The 21,518-nt window shown below is 37.5% G+C and carries 25 protein-coding genes; all 25 read right to left on the minus strand.

Features of this window, described 5'->3' with window-relative positions:
- Window positions 1-22: 22 nt before the first annotated feature.
- Entirely contained in the window at window positions 23-784 is a 762-nt protein-coding gene (locus V7122_RS13470; RefSeq protein ID WP_335346240.1) for a FliA/WhiG family RNA polymerase sigma factor, read from the minus strand.
- A 119-nt stretch (window positions 785-903) separates the two neighbouring features.
- The gene (locus V7122_RS13475; RefSeq protein WP_335346241.1) at window positions 904-1,401 is read right to left on the minus strand and encodes a chemotaxis protein CheD; all 498 of its coding nucleotides are present in this window, start codon (window positions 1,399-1,401) and stop codon (window positions 904-906) included.
- A gap of 4 nt (window positions 1,402-1,405) precedes the next feature.
- Entirely contained in the window at window positions 1,406-2,032 is a 627-nt protein-coding gene (locus tag V7122_RS13480) for a chemotaxis protein CheC (RefSeq protein WP_335527174.1), read from the minus strand.
- Between the two features lie 4 nt (window positions 2,033-2,036).
- On the minus strand, window positions 2,037-2,507 hold the full coding sequence (locus V7122_RS13485; RefSeq protein WP_335346243.1) for a chemotaxis protein CheW: 471 nt from the start codon (window positions 2,505-2,507) through the stop codon (window positions 2,037-2,039).
- A 53-nt stretch (window positions 2,508-2,560) separates the two neighbouring features.
- Window positions 2,561-4,618, minus strand: coding sequence for a chemotaxis protein CheA (locus V7122_RS13490; RefSeq protein ID WP_335527177.1), 2,058 nt, complete (start codon window positions 4,616-4,618; stop codon window positions 2,561-2,563).
- A gap of 19 nt (window positions 4,619-4,637) precedes the next feature.
- Window positions 4,638-5,720: a protein-glutamate methylesterase/protein-glutamine glutaminase gene (locus tag V7122_RS13495; RefSeq protein ID WP_335527179.1), complete on the minus strand. Its 1,083-nt coding sequence runs from the start codon at window positions 5,718-5,720 to the stop codon at window positions 4,638-4,640.
- 9 nt (window positions 5,721-5,729) lie between these two features.
- Window positions 5,730-6,596 carry a MinD/ParA family protein gene (locus V7122_RS13500; RefSeq protein WP_335347237.1) on the minus strand — a complete coding sequence of 289 codons (867 nt, stop codon included), beginning with the start codon at window positions 6,594-6,596 and terminating at the stop codon, window positions 5,730-5,732.
- 1 nt (window position 6,597) lies between these two features.
- Window positions 6,598-7,761 carry a flagellar biosynthesis protein FlhF gene (gene flhF, locus V7122_RS13505; protein ID WP_335353180.1) on the minus strand — a complete coding sequence of 388 codons (1,164 nt, stop codon included), beginning with the start codon at window positions 7,759-7,761 and terminating at the stop codon, window positions 6,598-6,600.
- Window positions 7,758-9,794 (minus strand): flagellar biosynthesis protein FlhA, encoded by a 2,037-nt coding sequence (gene flhA / locus V7122_RS13510; protein ID WP_335527181.1) that lies wholly within the window; start codon window positions 9,792-9,794, stop codon window positions 7,758-7,760. The genes flhF and flhA overlap by 4 nt, the downstream gene beginning before the upstream one ends.
- 95 nt (window positions 9,795-9,889) lie before the next feature.
- The gene (gene flhB, locus V7122_RS13515; protein ID WP_335347239.1) at window positions 9,890-10,975 is read right to left on the minus strand and encodes a flagellar biosynthesis protein FlhB; all 1,086 of its coding nucleotides are present in this window, start codon (window positions 10,973-10,975) and stop codon (window positions 9,890-9,892) included.
- A gap of 3 nt (window positions 10,976-10,978) precedes the next feature.
- Complete coding sequence (gene fliR, locus V7122_RS13520) at window positions 10,979-11,755, minus strand: flagellar biosynthetic protein FliR (RefSeq protein WP_335353183.1); 777 nt, start codon at window positions 11,753-11,755, stop codon at window positions 10,979-10,981.
- A 4-nt stretch (window positions 11,756-11,759) separates the two neighbouring features.
- Complete coding sequence (gene fliQ / locus V7122_RS13525) at window positions 11,760-12,029, minus strand: flagellar biosynthesis protein FliQ (RefSeq protein WP_335347241.1); 270 nt, start codon at window positions 12,027-12,029, stop codon at window positions 11,760-11,762.
- A gap of 17 nt (window positions 12,030-12,046) precedes the next feature.
- The gene (fliP, locus tag V7122_RS13530; RefSeq protein ID WP_335353184.1) at window positions 12,047-12,712 is read right to left on the minus strand and encodes a flagellar type III secretion system pore protein FliP; all 666 of its coding nucleotides are present in this window, start codon (window positions 12,710-12,712) and stop codon (window positions 12,047-12,049) included.
- Window positions 12,709-13,368 carry a flagellar biosynthetic protein FliO gene (locus tag V7122_RS13535; RefSeq protein WP_335353185.1) on the minus strand — a complete coding sequence of 220 codons (660 nt, stop codon included), beginning with the start codon at window positions 13,366-13,368 and terminating at the stop codon, window positions 12,709-12,711. Before V7122_RS13535 ends, fliP begins: the two co-directional genes overlap by 4 nt.
- A 29-nt stretch (window positions 13,369-13,397) precedes the next feature.
- On the minus strand, window positions 13,398-13,760 hold the full coding sequence (locus V7122_RS13540) for a response regulator (protein ID WP_315668554.1): 363 nt from the start codon (window positions 13,758-13,760) through the stop codon (window positions 13,398-13,400).
- A gap of 18 nt (window positions 13,761-13,778) precedes the next feature.
- Window positions 13,779-15,104, minus strand: coding sequence for a flagellar motor switch phosphatase FliY (fliY, locus tag V7122_RS13545; protein WP_335353186.1), 1,326 nt, complete (start codon window positions 15,102-15,104; stop codon window positions 13,779-13,781).
- Entirely contained in the window at window positions 15,094-16,092 is a 999-nt protein-coding gene (fliM, locus tag V7122_RS13550) for a flagellar motor switch protein FliM (RefSeq protein ID WP_335353187.1), read from the minus strand. Before fliM ends, fliY begins: the two co-directional genes overlap by 11 nt.
- Window positions 16,093-16,138: 46 nt before the next feature.
- Window positions 16,139-16,567 carry a flagellar basal body-associated protein FliL gene (gene fliL, locus V7122_RS13555; RefSeq protein ID WP_335347245.1) on the minus strand — a complete coding sequence of 143 codons (429 nt, stop codon included), beginning with the start codon at window positions 16,565-16,567 and terminating at the stop codon, window positions 16,139-16,141.
- Window positions 16,557-16,778 (minus strand): flagellar FlbD family protein, encoded by a 222-nt coding sequence (locus V7122_RS13560; protein WP_335347259.1) that lies wholly within the window; start codon window positions 16,776-16,778, stop codon window positions 16,557-16,559. Before V7122_RS13560 ends, fliL begins: the two co-directional genes overlap by 11 nt.
- Before the next feature lie 54 nt (window positions 16,779-16,832).
- A complete protein-coding gene (locus V7122_RS13565) occupies window positions 16,833-18,056 on the minus strand; it encodes a flagellar hook protein FlgE (protein ID WP_335347246.1) in 1,224 nt (407 codons plus the stop codon).
- 78 nt (window positions 18,057-18,134) lie between these two features.
- Entirely contained in the window at window positions 18,135-18,524 is a 390-nt protein-coding gene (locus V7122_RS13570; RefSeq protein ID WP_335347247.1) for a TIGR02530 family flagellar biosynthesis protein, read from the minus strand.
- Window positions 18,525-18,539: 15 nt separating this feature from the next.
- Entirely contained in the window at window positions 18,540-19,175 is a 636-nt protein-coding gene (gene flgD / locus V7122_RS13575; RefSeq protein ID WP_335347248.1) for a flagellar hook assembly protein FlgD, read from the minus strand.
- An 11-nt stretch (window positions 19,176-19,186) separates the two neighbouring features.
- Window positions 19,187-20,425 carry a flagellar hook-length control protein FliK gene (locus V7122_RS13580; protein ID WP_335353189.1) on the minus strand — a complete coding sequence of 413 codons (1,239 nt, stop codon included), beginning with the start codon at window positions 20,423-20,425 and terminating at the stop codon, window positions 19,187-19,189.
- 32 nt (window positions 20,426-20,457) lie between these two features.
- Complete coding sequence (locus tag V7122_RS13585; protein WP_335353190.1) at window positions 20,458-21,063, minus strand: MotE family protein; 606 nt, start codon at window positions 21,061-21,063, stop codon at window positions 20,458-20,460.
- A gap of 8 nt (window positions 21,064-21,071) precedes the next feature.
- Window positions 21,072-21,515 carry a flagellar export protein FliJ gene (fliJ, locus tag V7122_RS13590; protein WP_335347251.1) on the minus strand — a complete coding sequence of 148 codons (444 nt, stop codon included), beginning with the start codon at window positions 21,513-21,515 and terminating at the stop codon, window positions 21,072-21,074.
- Window positions 21,516-21,518: the final 3 nt, after the last annotated feature.

Here is a 21,518-nt window from a genome sequence, read left to right on the forward strand (position 1 = left end):
TCCTCCTTCATAAGTGGCAATCCTAAATAACTTTTATTAATGCATTTCTTAGTTTAAAAATTGCCTTAGAATGAATCTGTGAAATTCTTGAAGTCGATAGACCCATCACTTGACCAATTTCTGTTAAAGTCAATTCTTCTTTATAAAACAAACTAATCACAAGCTGTTCTTTTTCATTGAGTAAAGAAATCATTTCAATCAGCTCACGAATCATTTCATCTTTCACTATTTTCACTTCAGGAATTTCCGCACGATCATCTTTAATAATATAAGAGTTGCCCTCTTTATCATCTTGATCATTTAACTTTTCATCCATTGAAAGAATGTTTGCAAAAAAATGTTCATTTATTACAGATTGCACTTCTTCTTCACTCATATTTAGTTCAGAGGAGATTTCCTCAATACTAGCATTTCTCATCAGACGCTGCTCGAGTTTTTCAATTGCAGCTTCAATTTTTTTTGCCTTTTCCCTCGTATTCCGCGGGAGCCAATCCTCTTTTCTTAAACCGTCTAAAATAGCACCTCTAATTCGGAAGGATGCATATGTATCAAACTTTAGATCCCGATTTGGGTCGAATTTTTCCAAGGCATCATATAATCCCATCATCCCCAAACTTCGTAAATCATCTCGTGAAACATTTCTAGGAAGATTTACGGAAATCCGCTGGACATGATAACTCACTAGCGGCATATATTTTTTTACAAGGTAATCCCCTGCTTGATTATCACGTGAGCTGACCCAATTATGCCAATATCGTTGGTCCTCTGTCGTTTGATGCGCCATGGTCATCCTCCTCAAACGTTCCTATTCCTTGAATGATCATAAATACTCTAGTCAAAAACAATCCATTACCGAATATAGTAAAAAAGGAAAAACAGCCATCTCGCTTTGAAAGAAGCTGACTAAATTTCCTGTACACCCTTATTTACTGTCCGAATATGCAAAATGCATGTCTGCGGATTGAATTCTATCGTTCTTCCGCTATTTCCGCCGACATCTTCAGAAACAATAGAAATTTTAAGTGATGATAGCTCTGCCTTTACAGCTTCTACATTTCTAGGACCAATCCGCATAACATCACTGCCTGAAGAAAAATGAAACATTTGAGCCCCGCCTGCAATTTTTGCCTTTAAAGAATACGCTCTTGCACCATTTTGAATAAGTTTCGACACTAATTCTTTCACAGCTGTATCTGCATATTTGGCAATATTAATATTGCCAGCCTTTGCAAGGGTCGAATCAGGAAGCATAATATGTGAAAGTCCTGCAATTTCCCGCTGCTGATCATATACCACCACTCCAACACAAGAACCTAATCCAGAGGTGCGTATCGTATTAGGGGTTTTAACAATATTCAAATCTGCAATTCCCACTTTAATAACTTCTTTACATTCAATCATTTTGTTAAACTCCCAAAGATTTAAAAATTGTATCGAAGGATTCTGGATCCGGCAGTAAGAAAAAATGACCCTTTACTGTTTCTTTATCTGCCCCATCATCATTAAGTGCTGTATCAATAACAATGGCGAAATCGCTGACTTGTGATAATTCGATCAGTCCATAGCTTATTATTGCACCAGCCATATCGATGCTTAATGCTGGTACAGAAGGACATAATGATAAATTCGTGAAATCAGAAAGAGAGGATAAATACGATCCGGATAAGATGTTTCCAAGCTCCTGATAAGCAGATAATCCCAATTCATTATAAGGCTGAGAATCAAAGCTAAAGCTTTCATCCCCGATCATTTCCCGAATAAATCTAGAAGCCTGTTCAACCGGCAAGACAAAAAACATGCTGCCAGGGGCATCACCTTCAATTCTGAGGAACACCCCTGCAACAACATTATCTGCTCCGCCCATCATATTCATCATTTCATCAAATGAAACGATTCTGACGTCTGGCACTTTCATGTCGATTTTTTTATTTAATAACTTAGATAGCGCAGTAGCAGCATGTCCAGCCCCAATATTTCCAATCTCTTTCAATATATCGAGGTGCATGGATGAAATTTTTTCAAGAAAATTCATTTGTTCATCCTTCATTTCCTAGTAAACTTAAACGTTCTTCTGTATTTAAGATCTTTTCAAGGTCAATTAGTATTAATAAACGATTTCCGATCTTAGCAACACCATTAATATAATCAGCCTCAAGCACACCTACAACTTCGGGTGGCGGTTCAATAGAGTGAACTGGAATGTCGATAACATCATTAGCTAAATCAACGATGAAACCGACCTCTAAATCATTAAGACCTGCAATGATGACTCGGGTACTGTCTGAATAGCCTACTTCATCAAGCCCAAATCTGCTGCGAAGATCAATGATTGGCGTTATGACTCCACGAAGGTTAATGACCCCTTTAATAAACTTTTCTGTTCCTGGCACTCTCGTAATATGCTCAATTTTCTCAATGGACCGAACTTGATTTACTGGGATTGCATACTCCTTATTCATAAGCTGAAAAACGATTAATTTAATATCAGAAGCTATTGTCTCAGCCATCCTGACCCACTCCTTACTAGACAATCGAAAATTTATGGTACGAAGAAAACGGTTTACTTAATTAACGAGTTGCAATCTACAATTAATGCTACCTGACCATCACCAAGGATAGTAGCCCCAGAGATAGCAAATACATTTGTTAAATAGTTACCGAGAGACTTTAAAACAACTTCCTGCTGGCCAATAAAAGAATCAACAACAAGTCCAGCCATCTTGTCCCCTTTTCTAACAATGACAACAGAGTAAAATTCATCCTCTTCTTCAAAAACCGGTACCTCGAAGATTTCTTTTAGGAAAAGAAGCGGCACAACCTTGCCTCTAAAATCGATGACTCTTTGATTATGGGCATTTAGAATATCAGATTTTTTCACAATGGCTGTTTCAATAATTGAAGATAAAGGGATAGCAAATTTTTCTTTTTGTATTTCAGTAAGCATGACCGAAATAATCGATAAAGTAAGCGGCAATTGGATCGAGAAGATCGAGCCTTTGCCTAGGGTTGAATCGATTGATATGGTACCGCCTAATGATTCAATTGTGCTTTTTACAACGTCTAGACCTACTCCTCGGCCTGAAACGTCAGAAATCTTCTCGGCAGTTGAGAAGCCAGAAGCAAGTATAAGCTCAAACACTTGCTTGTCAGTCATCGTTACAGCTGCCTGCCCGGTGACGATTCCATTTTTAATCGCTTTTGCAAGCACCTTATCCCGATTAATTCCAGCACCATCATCTTCTATTTCAATAAAGACATGATTTCCACTATGATAAGCTTTAAGAATAACTGTGCCTTCTTCGTTCTTTCCGTTAGCTTTTCTAATTTCAGGTGTTTCAACCCCATGGTCAAGGGCGTTTCTAATTAAATGGACGAGCGGATCGCCAATTTCATCAATAACTGTTCTGTCTAATTCCGTTTCAGCCCCGATTATCTCAAGATTGATTTTCTTGTCCAAGTCACGGGCTAATTGACGAACCATCCGCGGGAATCGATTAAATACTGTTTCCACAGGAACCATGCGCATGTTTAAAATAATATTTTGTAAATCACCTGAAATTCTAGTCATATGCTCAACCGTTTCATGCAGCTCCTGATTATTTAAATCACGGGAAATTTGTTCAAGACGCCCCCGGTCAATAACTAATTCTTCAAATAAATTCATTAAAATATCAAGTCTTTCAATATTTACCCGGATTGTTTTACTACTAGAGTTTTTAGCTGATGAAGAAGATGCTCCGACCTTCTTTTCTTCCTGCTGCTTTGCAACACTATTTTCTGCCGTTTCCTTTTCTTCGAAAATTGGCTCGTTGCTCTTAATTAATTCAGGTGCATCTAACTCAGATTGACGAATGGCTTCCAATGATAAAATATGAACATCAACTCTTTCTACCTCTGAAACCTTCATCACTTTCTTATGAATATCTTCTTTAACTTCTTTAGATACGATTGTGACTGTAAATTCTTGATCAAATTGTTCTTCCTCTAATTGCTCAACCGATGGATTTGCCTTAATCACTTCACCGATTTTTTCAAGAATTTCAAAAACCATAAACACTCTTGCTGCTTTCAGTAAACAATCTTCTCTCAATGAAACCGTTACTTCAAAAGTTTCAAAGCCCTGTTCCTTTGATTGCTGCATAACAGTCAGTTCAAACTCATCATAAACACTTTTAACTGTTGGTTTATGCTCTGCAACAGCAGCTGCCACCTCGGATTTTGCTATTTGGGTTACGCTTTCTCCCTTTTCTATCATTAATAATTTTTCTACTACTTCTGCTACGTCTCTTTTTCCGTCTCCGCCTTCTGCAATTGATTGGACCATTGCTTCAAGGTCATCAACAGCAAGGAAAATGACATCAAGTATCTCAGGATTAAATGTAAGCTTATGATTTCGAATGGCGTCAAGAACATTTTCCATTTGATGGGTTAATTTTGCTAAGTCTTCATATCCCATCGTTGCTGACATTCCCTTTAACGTATGTGCCGAGCGGAAAATTTCATTAACAATCGAAATATTCTCTGGGTTCTTTTCAAGCTCTAACAGCTGTTCATTACAAGCCTGCAAATGCTCTTTACTTTCCTCAATAAAGACTTCTAAATATTGGTTCATATCCATGAGCCCTCAGCCCTCCGCTTTAAACATATTTCAAAATTGAATCTGCAATTTTATCCACATCTTGAATTTCATCTATTAATCTTGTAGCAATAGCAGCTTTTGGCATTCCAAAAACGATTGATGTTTCTTGTGATTCAGCGATGGCAGTTACTTTACCGGAATTTTTAAGAGTAATAAGTCCATGTGATCCATCTGACCCCATTCCAGTCATGATGACAGCTACCTTCTTGTAATCCTTAATTTCGCTTACTGATTCAAAGAGGACATCCACTGCAGGTCTGTGGCCATTTCTTAAATCTGATTTTTCCAAGCATGTAAGCAAATTATTGCCCGATTGCTTTACTTTTAGATGAAAACCGCCCGGAGCTATATAGGCAGTTCCCTTTTGAACAATTTCACCATCGATTGCTTCTTTTACAGATATTCCACAAAGTGAATCCAATCTGTTTGCTAATGATTTCGTAAATCCAGCGGGCATGTGCTGAACGATGAGGATGCCAGCATCAATAGTAGACGGAATTCTGGTTAAGACCTTTTGCAGAGCTCTCGGGCCACCTGTAGATGTTCCAATACAAATTATTTTTTTTGTATAGGGATTCCTAATATTATTACTAGTTTCACTTAGTTCTATTTTACTATATCTTTCTTCATGTTTTATAGATAAATTTCTATTAGATGCTAAATTTATCAAATGTTTCCTGCTTACTTTGCTTGCTAAGATGACTTTTTGAACTAATTCTTCTTTAATTTTATGTAAATCGAGAGATATCGCACCTGAAGGCTTAGCAATAAAATCAAAAGCGCCATTTTGTATAGCTGTTAACGTGTTTTCTGCACCTTCTTTTGTCGTACTAGAAAGCATAATAACTGGAACTGGATGTTCAATCATAATTTGTTTAAGAGCATCCAGTCCATTTAATAAGGGCATTTCAACATCCAGTGTGACAACATCTGGATTCAATTCTCTTACCTTTTTTAGTCCATCTTCACCATTTCTCGCCGTTCCAATTACTTCTATTCGGGGGTCTGCTTTAAGAAAATCAGAAATTAGCTTCCTCATAAAGGCCGAATCATCTACAACTAGTACATTAATTTTTCTCAATGAGGACGCCTACCTTTCGAAGAGAAATCGCTTTAGTTTTGTTATAAATGGAAAGCCATTTACTGACTGTTTGTCTTGAAAATGCCTGTCTTTATACCGTTCAGCAATTTCAATAATTGACTTTGAAGCTGGAGACTTTTCATTATTTAGAATAAAAGGGGTTTGCCTTCTAACAGCTTGCTGGATCGCTCGGTCATCCGGGAGCATTCCAAGATAGAAGGATTCCCTCCCAAGAAAATTCTGCAATACTTTAGAAATACGGTTATAGGTAATTTGCCCTTCCTTTTCACTCTCGACTCGATTAATGACAATATAGTAGGGGATTGAAGAATCAACTAAATGAATGTGTTTCAGCATCGAATAGGCATCTGTAATCGCTGTAGGTTCTGAGGTTGTGATACACACAATCTCTTGAGCTGAAAGGATAAATTTAATTGATTCATTTGTAATACCAGCACCCATATCAAAAATGACATAGTCATATTCACCAAATAAAACAGTGAGCTCTTGTGTAAAATGTTCTACCCTGTTTTCATCTAAATGTACGATGTGGGAAAGTCCAGAACCACCTGCAATATATTTTAGCCCCTCAGGACCATGCATTATCGCTTGCTTTAATGAAACTCGCCCTTCAAAATAATCAACGATTGAATACTCTGATGACGTTCCCATCAATATATCGAGATTACCCATGCCTAAATCCATATCGAAAAGTAGTACGGCGAATCCCTTCTTCGTTAAGGATATTGCAAAGTTGAGAGAAAAGTTAGATTTACCTACTCCTCCCTTACCGCTTACAACCGCTAACGTTCTAGGATTTTTCCTTAATTTGTTTGCTCTTAATCGTAATCGTAATTCTTCTGCCTGGTCTTTCATTTTATTCGACCCCAATAATGGTTTTTGCTATTGTACTTGGTTTTACTTCAATCATATCGTCTGGAACATTTTGACCATTTGTCATATAGGCAACACCCTTGTTGTATTTTGTGATCAAATTATACATCGCTCCGTAGCTAGAGGTTTCATCCGCTTTTGTAAAAATAAATTTATCAATTTCTATAATAGAGAACTGTTTATATATATCTTCCATATCCCTTTGTTTTGAAGTAAGGGAGAGAACTAGGTAGGTTTCCATGTCATGATCAAAATCAATTACCTGTTTTAAATCTTCTACATACTGCTTGTTTCTAAAATTTCTGCCTGCTGTATCAATTAGAACAAGATCATAATCATTGAACTGATTTGCTGCCTTTTTAAAATCATCAATTGTATAGCAAACTTCCATTGGCACATTTAAAATTTTTGCATATGTTTTTAATTGGTCAATCGCTGCAATACGATACGTATCTGTAGTGATAAAGGCAACTGTCTTTTTATGATTTATCACACATTCAGCTGCAATCTTGGCCAGAGTGGTTGTTTTTCCGACACCTGTAGGTCCGACTACATTAATATACTTTTTCTTAAAGGAAATTCCTCCAAATGGTATTTCAGTAAGCTGGTCAGCCATGTACCTTTCTAGCCAGGAATATACCTCATTAATCGATGCATTTGCCCCATTTACATACCATTTTTCAAGAAGTAACGTTAGTATTTTGTTCTGAATGGATTCATGAATGTCCTGTTCCTTTAATAATTTCTGCATCAGCTTTAAGTGTTCAGGGTAGACAGGTCCTAATTCCGAATTCGAAACAGACATTGCCTTTAGCTGTGACTTTAATTCATTGATTTCTTTCATTATGTCATCAGAAGGCTTTTTATTTTCACTATTAATATTATTTTTCATTACGTTCTCTATCTGAAAATTCCGATTCGAATCCGGAGTGGCCGAAGACTTTGTTTTTGTGATTGATTTCGGTTGGGAACCTCCCAGTTGATCAGTAGCTGCAATTACTTCGATATTACGTTTTTTGAAAAGCCCTAGAAAACCGCCAGAATGAACCTCTCTCGAATTTAAAATAACTGCATCACTCCCAAGCTCTGCTCGGATATGCTTCATGGCTTCAGACATGGAAGGAGCAATAAATTTTTTTACCTTCAATCTAAATTCACCACCCCTACACTCTGTACTTCTACATTTGCTTCAAGTTCGTTGTACGAAAGAATTGGAATTTGCGGGAAATATCTTTCGGTTAATTGACGTACATACATTCTTACTGCAGGTGAACATAATACAATCGGTGTTTGTTCCATTAAAGACAATTGCTCTACCTGTGAAGCGATTGATTCTAAGACGGATTGGGAAACAGTCGGATCCATCGATAAATAATTGCCATGTTCCGTTTGTTGGATCCCTTCAGCAATTAGTTTCTCCACTTTCCCGGAAAGTGTTACCACTTTCAGTGATTCAGATCCTTGAGAAAATTGATTTGTGATTTGCCTTGCTAATGCTTGCCGTACATATTCTGTAAGTAATTCAGTGTCGCTAGTTACTTTTCCAAAATCAGCTAGTGTCTCGAAGATGATTGGCAAGTTTCGAATGGATACATTTTCTTTTAACAGCTTTGCCAGTACTTTCTGCACTTCTCCAACTGATAGTGGGTTTGGTGTAACTTCCTCAACAAGAATTGGATAGCTCTCATTAAGGTGATCTATCAATTGTTTCGTTTCTTGTCGTCCGATTAGTTCATGCGCATTTCCCTTTATCACTTCTGTAATATGAGTTGAAACGACAGAAGGCGGATCCACTACTGTATAACCAAATATTTCTGCCTGTTCCTTCATATCCTCTGTAATCCATTTAGCTGGCAGTCCAAAGGAAGGTTCAATCGTATCAATGCCTTCAATTGAATCATCATCAATACCAGGGCTCATCGCTAAATAATGATCAAGCAGCAGCTCGCCCCTAGCCATTTCATTTCCCTTGATTTTTAGTCTATATTCATTGGGCTGCAGCTGAATATTATCTCGTATTCGTACTACTGGAATAACTAAACCTAATTCAATCGCTAGCTGCCTTCTTATCATAACGATCCGATCAAGGAGATCTCCGCCTTGGTTGGCATCGGCTAACGGAATAAGCCCATATCCAAATTCAAATTCAATTGGATCCACGTTTAATAAACTAACAACGCTTTCCGGACTTTTCATTTCACCGGCTTCTTGTTCTTCATCGATTTCCAGCAGCTGTTCCTTTCCTTGCTCAGGTGTACGGTTTATCATATATCCCCCAAAACAAAGAAGCGCCGCAATTGGAATCGTTAGCAAATCACTAATTGGAGTAAACAGCCCTAATAAAAATATCGTTCCCGCAGTAACATATAGCATTTTTGGAAATGCAAATAATTGAGTTGTAATATCTTTACCAAGATTTCCATCCGAAGCTGCTCTTGTAACAACAATACCTGTTGCAGTCGAAATAAGAAGTGCAGGAATTTGGCTAACCAGGCCATCCCCTACCGTTAATAGTGAAAATTTTGAGGCAGAATCAGCTACCGACAGTCCTAGCTGCATTACACCGATCACAATCCCAAAAATCAGGTTGATTAAGACGATAATGATTCCTGCAATTGCATCCCCTTTAACGAATTTACTTGCACCATCCATTGAACCATAAAAATCCGCTTCTCTACTTACCTTTTCACGGCGTGCACGGGCTTCCTGCTCTGAAATCATACCAGCATTTAAATCGGCATCAATACTCATCTGTTTCCCTGGCATCGCATCAAGGGTAAATCTTGCAGCGACCTCAGAAACACGCTCAGCTCCTTTTGTAATAACGATAAATTGAATAATGACCAAAATTAAAAATACAACTAGTCCGACAACAAGATTCCCACCGACAACGAACGTACCAAAAGTATGGACAACTCCGCCTGCATCACCTGTTGAAAGGATCGAACGTGTTGTAGATACATTTAATCCTAATCGGAAAAGTGTCAATAATAACAATAATGATGGAAATATCGAAAATTGAAGCGGCTCACTCATATTCATTGTCGTCAGTAAGACTATGAGTGCCAATGTAATATTAATTAAGATTAGTATACTTAGAAGCCACGTTGGAAAAGGGATAATAAGCATAGCTACAATTAAAATGACGGCTACTAATACGGATAATTCTCTTCCTGACATAAAATTCCTCTCCTAAAAAGAAAAACCTGGCTAAAGCTGATTTACTATTGGTTTCCAATGTTTTTCTAAAGCACTCTATATATGTATAGAGATCATTAAATTTTCTTTTTCATTCTATATACATGGGCAAGAATTTCCGCGACTGCTTTGAAAAATTCTTCAGGAATCGCATCTCCAATTTCTGCCTGACTATATAAAGCTCTCGCTAGAGGCCGATTTTCAACAGTTATAATATCCTTTTCTTTAGCAATCATTTTTATCTTTTGAGCAACAAAGTCGACCCCTTTTGCGACAACATAGGGTGCATCGAGTTTTGCCTCATCATATTTTAAAGCAACGGCGAAATGAGTTGGATTAGTTATGACGACATCCGCATTCGGAACCTCCTGCATCATTCTTCTCATTGCCATTTCCCGTTGTTTCTGTTTTATTTTTGATTTGATAAGGGGATCCCCTTCAATATTTTTATACTCGTCTTTAATATCTTGCTTCGACATTCGGATGTTTTTTTCAAAATCATATTTCTGATATAAGAAATCTAATATTGATAGAAATAGCAGGGCACCTGAGGCATACAAACCCATTTGCACCGTTAAGCTGCCAATCGTTGCCAGTGCGGCCCCTACTGTTTTTTGTGATAGGATCAGGATTTCATCAATTCTGTTCCATAAAACCATAAAGGTAATAATCCCTACAAAGCCAATTTTTAAGATTGATTTTAAAAGTTCAACGATGGCTCTTACTGAAAAAATCCGTTTAAAACCTTTAATTGGATCCAGCTTTTCTAGTTTCGGCTGAATAGCTTCTGTAGAAAATAAAAATCCTACCTGGGCATAATTGGCGATAATTCCCGAAAGCATGGCAACAAGCATGATCGGGCCTAATAAGAACACAAGTTCCTTCAGGATGGCTAAAAATAGGATTTGTATATTTGCTTCAGTCAATTCCATTAGCATTAACTGATTAAAAGTATGTGTCATAATATAAAAAACAATATCCTTTAAATAAGACCCTGCAAATAGAAGGAATGTAAAAACACCTAATAGGACAACGGCCGTGTTAACATCCTGGCTCTTTGCTACTTGTCCCTTTTTCCTTGAATCCTGCCTTTTCTTCGGTGTTGCTTTTTCCGTTTTTTCTCCTGCAAAGTATTGCAGGTCTAAGGCAATTAATCGTTTCATCTGTTAGGTTCCCCCAATAATATCCATTAGGCCGCGCATCGTGCTTAACATCATTTCGAATAATTGGGAAACTACGAGCAGCATAATGCTCATTACTGTTAAAAGAACAATAAAGCTTACACCTATCTTCAATGGAAGTCCCACGACAAATACATTGAGTTGGGGAACTGTCCGCGCAACAATTCCCAAAGCAATATCTACTAAAAACAAACTGCCTACTACTGGGATTGACATTTGAAAGGCAATAATAAACATAGAATTAAATGCTTTTACTACATATTCCGCCATGTTTTCATTCCCAAATGAAATCCATGGCTGTTCTAAAGGGATAAACTGATAGCTATAAAATACCCCATCTAATAATAGATGATGGCCATTGACAGTGAGTAAGAAAAAGAGTCCAATCGTGTATAAATATTGACCCATAAGCGGGCTTTGTGCACCTGTTTGCGGATCGATGACGTTTGCAATGGCAAATCCCATCTGAAAGTCAATAAAACCGCCGGCAATTTGTATGGCCGATAAAATTAAATACGCTATAAATCCAATTAAAAGCCCTACAAGCGCTTCTTTGATAATTAATAAAAAATAATGATTGTCTATTTCTAACGTAGGTGTATCTATGGTAAACACCATAACCAATGACATGAAAAAGCCTAAGCCAATTTTTGCAACTGTTGGTATAGAGCGATATGAAAAAAGGGGCATCATCAGAAAAAAAGATGTTACCCTTACGAAAATAAGTAAAAAGGCCGGGAACGCCGGTAAGAAATTCACCATATGATCATCCTACAAATCTAGTTAAATTCGAAAATATTTCTCCAGCATATGAAAGCATATGGCTGAGCATCCACGGACCGAAGAAAACGAGTCCTGCTAATACGGCAACAATTTTTGGAATAAAAGCTAGTGTCTGTTCTTGTATTTGTGTTGTTGCTTGAAAGATACTGACGATTAACCCTACAACTAGCGCGAGCACCAGCAATGGACCACTTATGAATAAAACCGTCATAATTCCTTGTTCTGCAATTGTTATTACGGATTCAGGAGTCATTTATTATTTTCACCTGCTTAAAAGCTTTGTAAAAGAGATTTAACAACGAGATACCATCCATCCACAAGAACAAATAATAATATTTTAAATGGCAATGAAATCATCACTGGAGGCAGCATCATCATTCCCATCGACATAAGAACACTCGCAACCACCATGTCAATTACAAGAAATGGAATAAAAATCATAAATCCAATTTGGAAAGCTGTTTTTATTTCACTAATGGCAAAAGCCGGGACAAGAGCTGTTAATGGAATTTCCTCAATTGATTTAGGTGGCTCTGCTTTCGAATATTCAAGGAACAAGGCTAAATCCTTTTGTCTCGTATGGGCACTCATAAATTCCTTAAATGGGATCGATGCTTTTTCGTATGCTTGTTCTAAATTAATTTCTTCATTAAATAATGGTGTAAGTGCTTCTTCATTTACTTGCTGAAAGGTAGGTGCCATGATAAAAAATGAAAGAAATAAAGCTAATCCGATTAGTACTTGATTAGGAGGCATTTGCTGAGTGGCAAGCGCCGTTCTGACAAAGGAGAGAACAATTATGATTCTTGTAAAGCAAGTCATTAAAATGAGAATGCTGGGTGCCAATGATAAAACTGTAAGCATTAATATAAGCTTCACAGATGTTGAAACATTGGCAGGCGAACTATTGTTAAAAAACTCCATAAATTCATTCATCGCTCGTCTGACCCTTTCTTCTCCATTTCTTTATATAATTGCTTTCTTCCTTTTGTGATATCTTCCAATTGTTGTTTGAGTATGCTTTGAAATTGGTTCCCTTGTTTCTCATCTTGATGTACACTTTTTCTTCTTTGAAGTACCCTTGTCACAATATCGCTTGGTTGTACAAGCTGTTCCATCTTTTCGTTATAATCGGTCAGAAGCTGATTATACTCCTCTTGATCTTCGATTTCTTTCAAAAGCTGTATATTTTCTCCTACACCAACAATTAAGATCCTCTTTCCAACCTTTATTAATTGTACTGAACGGTTTGTGCCTAATGCCGTTCCGCCTAAATTCTCAACAAGCTGGGAGCTTTTATACATTTTACTTTTCTTATTAATAATTTTAAGCATGAAATATAATAGTCCTACAACAAAGACAGTGGCAAAAATCATTTTGACAAAATCAAAAAGATTTAATCCAACCTTAACGGGTTGTTCATTCTTGGCTGTATCCTGTTTTTGAGGAAGCTGATCTTGATCGCATGTATCTGGATGTTCTATACAATCTTTTACACTATTTACTTGCTCTGCGTAGGCTGGTGCATGAATCCCTAGCAGAGCAAAGCTCATTAAAAACAGCGTAAAAATTGTCCGCTTGAAATATAGCAATATACTGCACCCTCTAAATGAAATATTCATTAGCCTAAAGTTTTGGAAATAGCCTCGATCACACGGTCAGCCTGGAATGGTTTTACGATAAAATCCTTTGCCCCTGCCTGAATGGCATCAATAACCATTGCCTGCTGTCCCATCGCGGAACACATAATAACCTTAGCATTCGGATTAATTTTTTTAATTTCTTTAAGAGCAGTAATTCCATCCATTTCGGGCATTGTAATATCCATTGTTACTAAATCTGGCTGAGACTCTTTATACTTTTCAACTGCCTGAGCACCATCTGCTGCTTCTCCGACTACTTCATACCCATTTTTTGAAAGAATATCCTTAATCATCATTCTCATGAAAGCTGCATCATCTACAATTAAAATTTTGTGCGCCATTACTGTTAACCCCCGTGCTTATTTAAGTTTTTTTATTCGGTCACTTTGACTAATGATGTCTGTTACACGTACTCCGAAGTTCTCGTCAATCACAACTACCTCTCCTTGAGCAATTAAGCGATTATTGACTAGAATATCAACGGGTTCCCCTGCAAGTTTATCTAATTCAATGATCGATCCAGCAGATAACTCTAGGATTTCTTTCACTGATCGTTTTGTTCTTCCTAGTTCAACGGTTACTTGCAGTGGAATATCAAGTAGCATGTTTAAATTTTTCGATTCAGATTCTTGAAGTGAATATGGTTCAAAGCTTGAAAAAACTGCAGGCTGAACAGTTGGCTGTACTCCGCCAGGTAACGCAGAACCAAAATGCTGCGGACCATTTTGATGGCTCGCTGCTTGTGGTGGCGGATAGTATGCTGGCTGTGCCTGATAAGCTTGATGTACCTGTTGTACATGCTGCCCTTGAGGAGCTTGCTGCCATCCCCCATTTGGCGGAACCATTTCTCTTTCTGAATACGGGTTTTGAGAAAAACTATTTTCCTGAGCGAATGTGTCTACAGGCTGTTTATCCAGTGTAACCTCGGAATCTTGGTACATTGGGACGGAATCCTCAACTTCTTTCATTGTACCTGAAATATTCTCCGGTTCTCCTCCCGGATTTAACAATTCGTTGACTAAACTTTTAGCAAATTGCAGTGGCAAAAGCTGCATAATATTAGAATCAATTAAGTCCCCAATTTTCAAACGGAAGGAGATTTTAACCAATATATCTTCTCCAGGAATGCGATTTGTACCCTCTCCCTGGGGAATATCTAAAATATCAATGGTAGGAGGTGAAATATCTACTCTTTTGCTAAAAATGGTAGACATTGAAGTTGCCGCAGAACCCATCATTTGGTTCATCGCTTCCTGCACAGCACTTAGCTGAATTTCCCCCAAAAGATCGGCTGGGTTTTGTCCATTTCCACCCAACATTAAATCTGCAATAATCGCAGCATCTGTTTGTTTAATGACTAATAAATTACTTCCCGAAAATCCTTCCGTATAACTAACCTGGATCGCAACATAAGGATGCGGAAATTCATCATGTAATTTTTTAGGCGGTATGGTCGTTACTGATGGTGTCGTAATTTCTACTTTTTGGTTTAGTAAGGTTGACAATGCTGTTGCTGAGCTTCCAAACGAAATGTTCCCAATTTCTCCCAAAGCATCCTGCTCCATTGGAGATAGGTAGTCTTCTACATTTAAAGTATCATCAAATAAATCAGACTCATCATCGTCATCTACCCCGCGTAATAGCGCATCTATTTCATCTTGTGAAAGCATATCATCACTCATCATCGTCGCCTCCCCCTTTCACAATGTCTAATACTTGAATTGCAAGTTTTTTGTTTACTTTTCCTGGCTGTCCGAGAAATTTAGGTATATCCCCTACTTTAATCAGTAAAGGCTGATCAATTGGTTTATTTAGCTCGATAACATCACCGATATCTAACATAAGAAAATCCTGAATGCTGATTTCCGAATGGCCAAGTTCTCCGACAACGGATACTTCCGCACGTTGGATATGATTTTCAAGCCTGTTTAACTCTTCAGGAGCTCTCTCCTTTTTATCTGTTTGCATCCAATAGTGTACAGATAGCTTAGGGATAATTGGCTCAAGGACGACATGTGGAATACAAATATTCATCATTCCGCTCGTTTCACCAATTGTCGTATTTAACGAGATCACTACAACTGTTTCATTCGGCGACACCATTTGCAGAAATTGAGGATTGACCTCGAAATCCATTAGCTGAGGATCAATTTCTTCAATCGTGCTCCAGGCTTCCATATAATTCTCAAATGCTCGTTCAAAAGTGGTAGACATAATTTTTGTTTCAATTTCTGTTAAATTATCAACCTTATTTATACTCGAGCCTTTGCCGCCCATCATTCTGTCCATTAATGCGTAAGCAATATTGGGATTGACTTCCATCAGGATTCTTCCATCTAAAGGGGGCACCTCAAAAACATTTAATATCGTCATTTTCGGGATGGACCTAATAAACTCTTCATATGGAATCTGATCGGCTGATGCGACAGTAATTTGGACATAAGTTCTTAATTGTGCAGAGAAGAAAGTAGTTAACAGCCGTGCAAAATTTTCATGGATTCTAGTTAAACTTCTAATTTGATCCTTTGAAAAGCGCAGCGCCCTTTTAAAGTCATAGACCTTAACTTTTTTCTCAGTCTGCTCTTTTTTAAGCTCGTCTGCATCCATTTCACCTGTTGATAATGCAGAAAGGAGCGCATCTATTTCACTCTGTGATAAAACTTCACCTGACATGAAACCTCACCTCCAGCCTTTGACTATAAATTTTAATATTGTTGTTCTATTGGAGGAGATTTTCAGTAATATATACCTGTTCAACTTCACCTTTTTGCAAAATCGTATTGATTTTTCCCTTTAAATCCTCTTTTAGCTTTTTCTGACCCTCTTTACCCTGAATATCTTCAGCTGCCATTTCAGATAATTCTTGGATAATGATGTCCTTTACTTGAAAATCTCTTTTTTCTAGTTCCTCTTTTGCTTTTTTACTATCTGTTTGAATTTTAAATGAAATACGGATAAAATCATTGCTTGCTAAATTAGTTGTAATTTGCGGAACGTCAACAGATGCCTCTAATACTTCATCAATTGACGGTTCTTTCGGGCCAGAATTATCATTAAGCTGTTTAACAATAATAATCGCGACAGCTCCAACTAAGGCAATAGCCACAAGCAATATTAACATGATCATGACCAGCTTATTATTCTTCATTCTCTCTTTCTCCCATTTGCTGCTGCCCCAAAAGGCTGACAGATTGATAGAATTCCTTTACAAGCTTCGATACAGTATCCTCCGATTCTTTCACAACATACTTTCGGCCATTCGTTAACGTAATTGTTGTATCGGGAAAAGACTCTATCGTTTCAATAAACACTGCATTTAGTGTAAATGGTTTTCCATTTAGGCGACTAACTTTAATCAATGTTATGTTCAGGGCCTTAGGACGTTAAGCCTCAAGACCCTGTCCCTCCCTTACCTATCGTTTTAGGTTAACTAACTCTTGTAAAATCTCGTCTGAAGTTGTGATAATTCTTGTGTTTGCTTGGAAACCACGTTGGGCTGTGATCATTTCTGTGAACTCTTCGGAAAGGTCGACGTTTGACATTTCTAGGGCTCCGGATGCGATTGTGCCACGGCCTTCACCAGCTGCACCGACATTTGCTGGTCCAGAGCTAATTGTTTCTTGGAATAAGTTCCCGCCAGTTTTATTTAAGCCTGATGTATTGCTAAATTTAGCAATGGCTAGGCGGCCAAGAGTGGATATTTGTCCATTTGAATACACACCATTTATTTCTCCCATTGCACCAATGCTGAAGCTTTCAAGTTTTCCAGCTGTAAAGCCATTTGGAGCTGCCATAACAGATATGCCTGAACCAGCTGTACTTGTAAGTTCCTCTACAGATAGTGTTAAGTCTGTACCTGAAATAGTAGTCCCATCAGACAAGGTAATATCACCTGTTATTGTTGGGGGTGTGGTAGGATCAAGTGGGAATGTTATTACTAAATCTTCTGTTCCCGTTGTATCCTTACCAAAATATACATTCCAAGTTTGAGGTACAGTTGGATCTGAGTCAGGATCAGTATCTTTTTTATACTTTACATCAATGGTATGTTCTTTTCCCTTTGTATCTACTACCTTTACTTGTTGAGTAAAAACCTCATCCTTAAGTGTATTTGGATCTAAATTTCCTGCGATGTCAATTTTACTTGTCGTTGTGGCAGGTAATAACGCATTCACGTTAATTGTCACATTCCCATAAGTATTTGACACTTTTCCATCATTGACTTGGTAAGCTTGAACTTTATAACCATCACCATTAACTAGAGTCCCATTATCATCAAGATAAAAATTCCCAGCACGAGTATAAAATTCTGCATTTCCTTGTTTTACTACAAAGTATCCATCGCCTTCAATTGCTAAATCTTGTGGTCGATTTGTTGTTTGCAAGCTGGATCCAGTATGAATAGTATCAATAGTTGACAAGGATGACCCTAATCCAACCTGCATCGAGTTTTTACCACCACGGTTTTCAGTTGAAGCACTGGCTCCGGCAATAGTTTGGCTCATTGCATCTTTAAAAGTAACACGACCCTTTTTAAATCCTGCAGTATTTACGTTTGCGATGTTGTTGCCAATTACATCAAGCTTTGTTTGAAAGTTTCTAAGTCCACTTATCCCTGAATACATTGAACGTAGCATTAAATGATTGCTCCTTTCGTATATAGCTGCTTCTGTCAGTCCGCAGCTTTGGCTTCCTTTAACAGGTCCAGCCAATATTTATTGATCTAAAATAATAGTTCCATTAATATTCGTAAATATTTGTGTTCGGGCTTCGTCCCGATCCATTGCCGTGATCACTGTATTGTTTTTTGCGCTGACAATGAGCGCCGCATCTTTAAGCAATACGAGTGATTCATTTACACCCTTTTTTCTAGCTTCGAGAACTTTGTCTGCAATTTGCTTCCAGTGAGATTCATTAATCTGAATTCCTCTCTGGTGCATGCGATCCTGTGCGTGTTTACTCACTACTAATTTACCTTGGGGCTGAAGAGCCGTTTGTAGATGGGCGGCAAATTTTTGAGAGCTTTGCAATTCCGGCTTAAATGGTTTGGCCTTCGGGCTTATAACGGCTTTCGATTGAATCGGATGAAACATCATTTTATCCATTCAATCACCTTCTCATTATTCTATTTTTGTTATTTGCGAAGCAGTGATTGTAGTCTTTTCATCATCTAATTGAAACAGTGTTTTCCCATCTTTAAAGGAAACTGATTTTACTAATCCTGTTTTTTCTGCTTTTTCTGCTAAGTATGTAACCGATTTTCCAATCATCATGCTCGCTTGAACCATCGAATTTTCTTTTGATGTTTCGTTGATTTGCGAAATATTGCCCGGTTCTAGTTTCGTTCCGTCATCAAGGATAAATAGGACATTATTATCCTTAAACTGAACGGATGCTACTCTCCCTTTTCCTTCCTCAATTACAGGAGTTCCACCCTGTTCTTTTGCTTCAGAAACTTTATGCCATGTAATGTCCTTGCCGACAAATTGGTTATAGGCAATTAATTGACTCTGCTCCTGGACCTTCACAAATTTATCCATTGACTTTCCCATATTCGTTATCTGCTCTAATGTTGAAAAAGTGGCCATTTGGGCAATAAAATCTTTATCCTGCATCGGATTCATTGGATCCTGGTTTTGGAGCTGGACCATTAATATTTTTAGAAAGTCATCTTTTCCTAAAATATCCGAGCCCGTTTTTCTCTGTTCTTTTTGATAGCTTGATAGCATTAAAGACGAATCAATCGTATTAGTCATGTTTATCACACCTACGCTTCTGTATTAAGAAGTGCTTCTTCGAATGAGTGGTTAAAATCTCCTGATTGTTTTTCTTGACGCTCTTCTTGCTGCTGTCTTTCCTGACCTTGATGTTGCCCTTCACGATTAAAACTGCGTTCCTGAGAAGTAAAAGCTTGAGAGATCTCAATTCTCTCCACTTGAATATTTTGCGATTGGAAGGCTTGTCTTAACCCGTTCAAATGCGACTCCATCATATCTTTTGCATTTGCGGTCGATGTAAGAATCCGGGCTATGATTGTTGAATCCTTCTGAATTAACTCTATTCTAAGTGATCCGAGATTTTCTGGATTTAACTTAAGGAATAGTCTTTGAGTCCCGCCGCTTTTCAATAATTGGCTTTTAGATAGAATGGATTCGAATTGCTCAATCAGCTGCTCGGCTGAAACAGGTCTGCCAGAACTTGATAGCATAGTTAACTGCTCAGGTTTGGATAATTGCTGAAATTGAATGAATCCTTGATGATTAACAGGCTCAGATTTATTCAATGCTTTTGCGATTTGTTCTCCCGCTTTATCAGTGCCCGATACAACTTTTCCATTCAACTCATTTACAAGAGTTTGAAATGTTTTCCTTACAAATTCACCTCTATCAGAGGAATTTGTACTATTTAATGCCGTTTCTAGCTTTTCAGAGATATTCTTCATAAATTCTTTTAACTTTAATTGATTACCTAAAGAATCCTCATGTGCAGATAACAGCTCAAAAAGTTTGATTGCTTTCATTGCTTGTCCAAAGTCTTTATTCGGTTCTATTTTCATATCTTGCTTTTGAATAGAAATAATTGATTGGATCATTGCAAGGACCATATCTATTTGGGAAACATCCTCATCACTTGGCTTTTCACTCTTTGCAGATGAACTAATATCATTGAAAAATTTACTTAGCAGTTCGTAAAGTTCATCAGTGGATAAATTTAATTCATTTTCTATTATTTTGATGACTTCCGTAGAACTAAGATTTGATCCATCAATTAGCTCAGCCCCATTTTCCAGTGCAAAAACATCTGCTGTCTGCAGAAATTGAAGTAAACTTTCAACCTCATCACTAGGTAAATTGTTTGAAGTATCCTTATCTTGTACAGGGTTTGTTGAATTCCCCATCAATCCTGCAACCAAAGCCCCAAATCCAGTTGGATTTTTGCTGATTGAACTAGAATTTCCGTTGTTGGATACAATCGTATTAATTGCTCCTAATCCGCTCATTTCCATTTTTTCACCCCCTTTCATTTAACTCTTTTACATTACGGAGAGTTTTCCAATTGATTTTCAGCGTTGGCTGTTAACAGCTCCGTATACCTAGCTGCATCTTCCGGATTCATTTTTTCCATAATAGCTGCTAGTGTATCAGCTTTAATGCTTGAAAGGATTTGTAAAGCTTCTTCCTCACCCATTTGTGAAAGTATCGGAGCAGCTTTCTTTGCTGAAATCGTTTCATAGGTTTTGATAATATCCTTAAATGCACGTTTGTTTTCATCTTTCATCGCTGTTAGTTCAAGAATTTCTTCTTCCAGACGTTCCTTTTCTAATTGCACTTGTGAAATTTCCTCGTCTTTATTCTCTATCTCCGTTTCAAGCTTAGAAATCTTCGCTTCCCGGTCTTTAATTTCCGCTTCAAGTTCAATCATTTTTGACTCTATGTCTTCGATGCTTTGGGAACCTTCTTCATTTAAGGCAGAAGATATAAACGGAATCTTCTGACCGTATTCCTTTGATAGTTCGAAAACATTAATCCCAAGAATAGTCATCACAATAAGAGCTACTGTAATAGCAAATAATAAAGGAATTAAGACCACAAATATGAAGCCTTGAAATTTTGATTGCTTTTTTTCTTCTAGTACTTTGTCCACTTTACCACCTAATTTCCCCGATACATATAATGCTGAATCGAGATATCATCCATTTGCCTTCCCTCTTGCAGCCTTACATCTTCAGCAAAATTCGTCATGTCTTTTTCTTTAATTTTCTCATATTTTTTTACTTCTACATTTTTCTCCAGCAGCCTTTCCTGCTGAAAATTCATGTGATTTCGTGCATTCATAACAATTTGCTGATAATGCTTGATCGTTCTTTCCAATTGATGAATAAAGTGCTGATGATGCCTAATTTCTTGTACTGGCAACCCGTTAACTAGCCTTGAAGATTGATAGTCTTCTAAATCCTCTTTTTTCTTAAGGAGTTCATACAATTTTTCAGCGGCTGTTTCAAATCTTTTGACTGATTGGTTATAAACGTTTAGTGCTTCATCCTTCTCTCTTTCTTTAATCGTAAGGATTTTTTCAAATTTGAATTGGTATTGCATGAA

The sequence above is a fragment of the Bacillus sp. JJ1532 genome, assembly GCF_036965085.1.
Lineage (GTDB): Bacteria > Bacillota > Bacilli > Bacillales > Cytobacillaceae > Cytobacillus.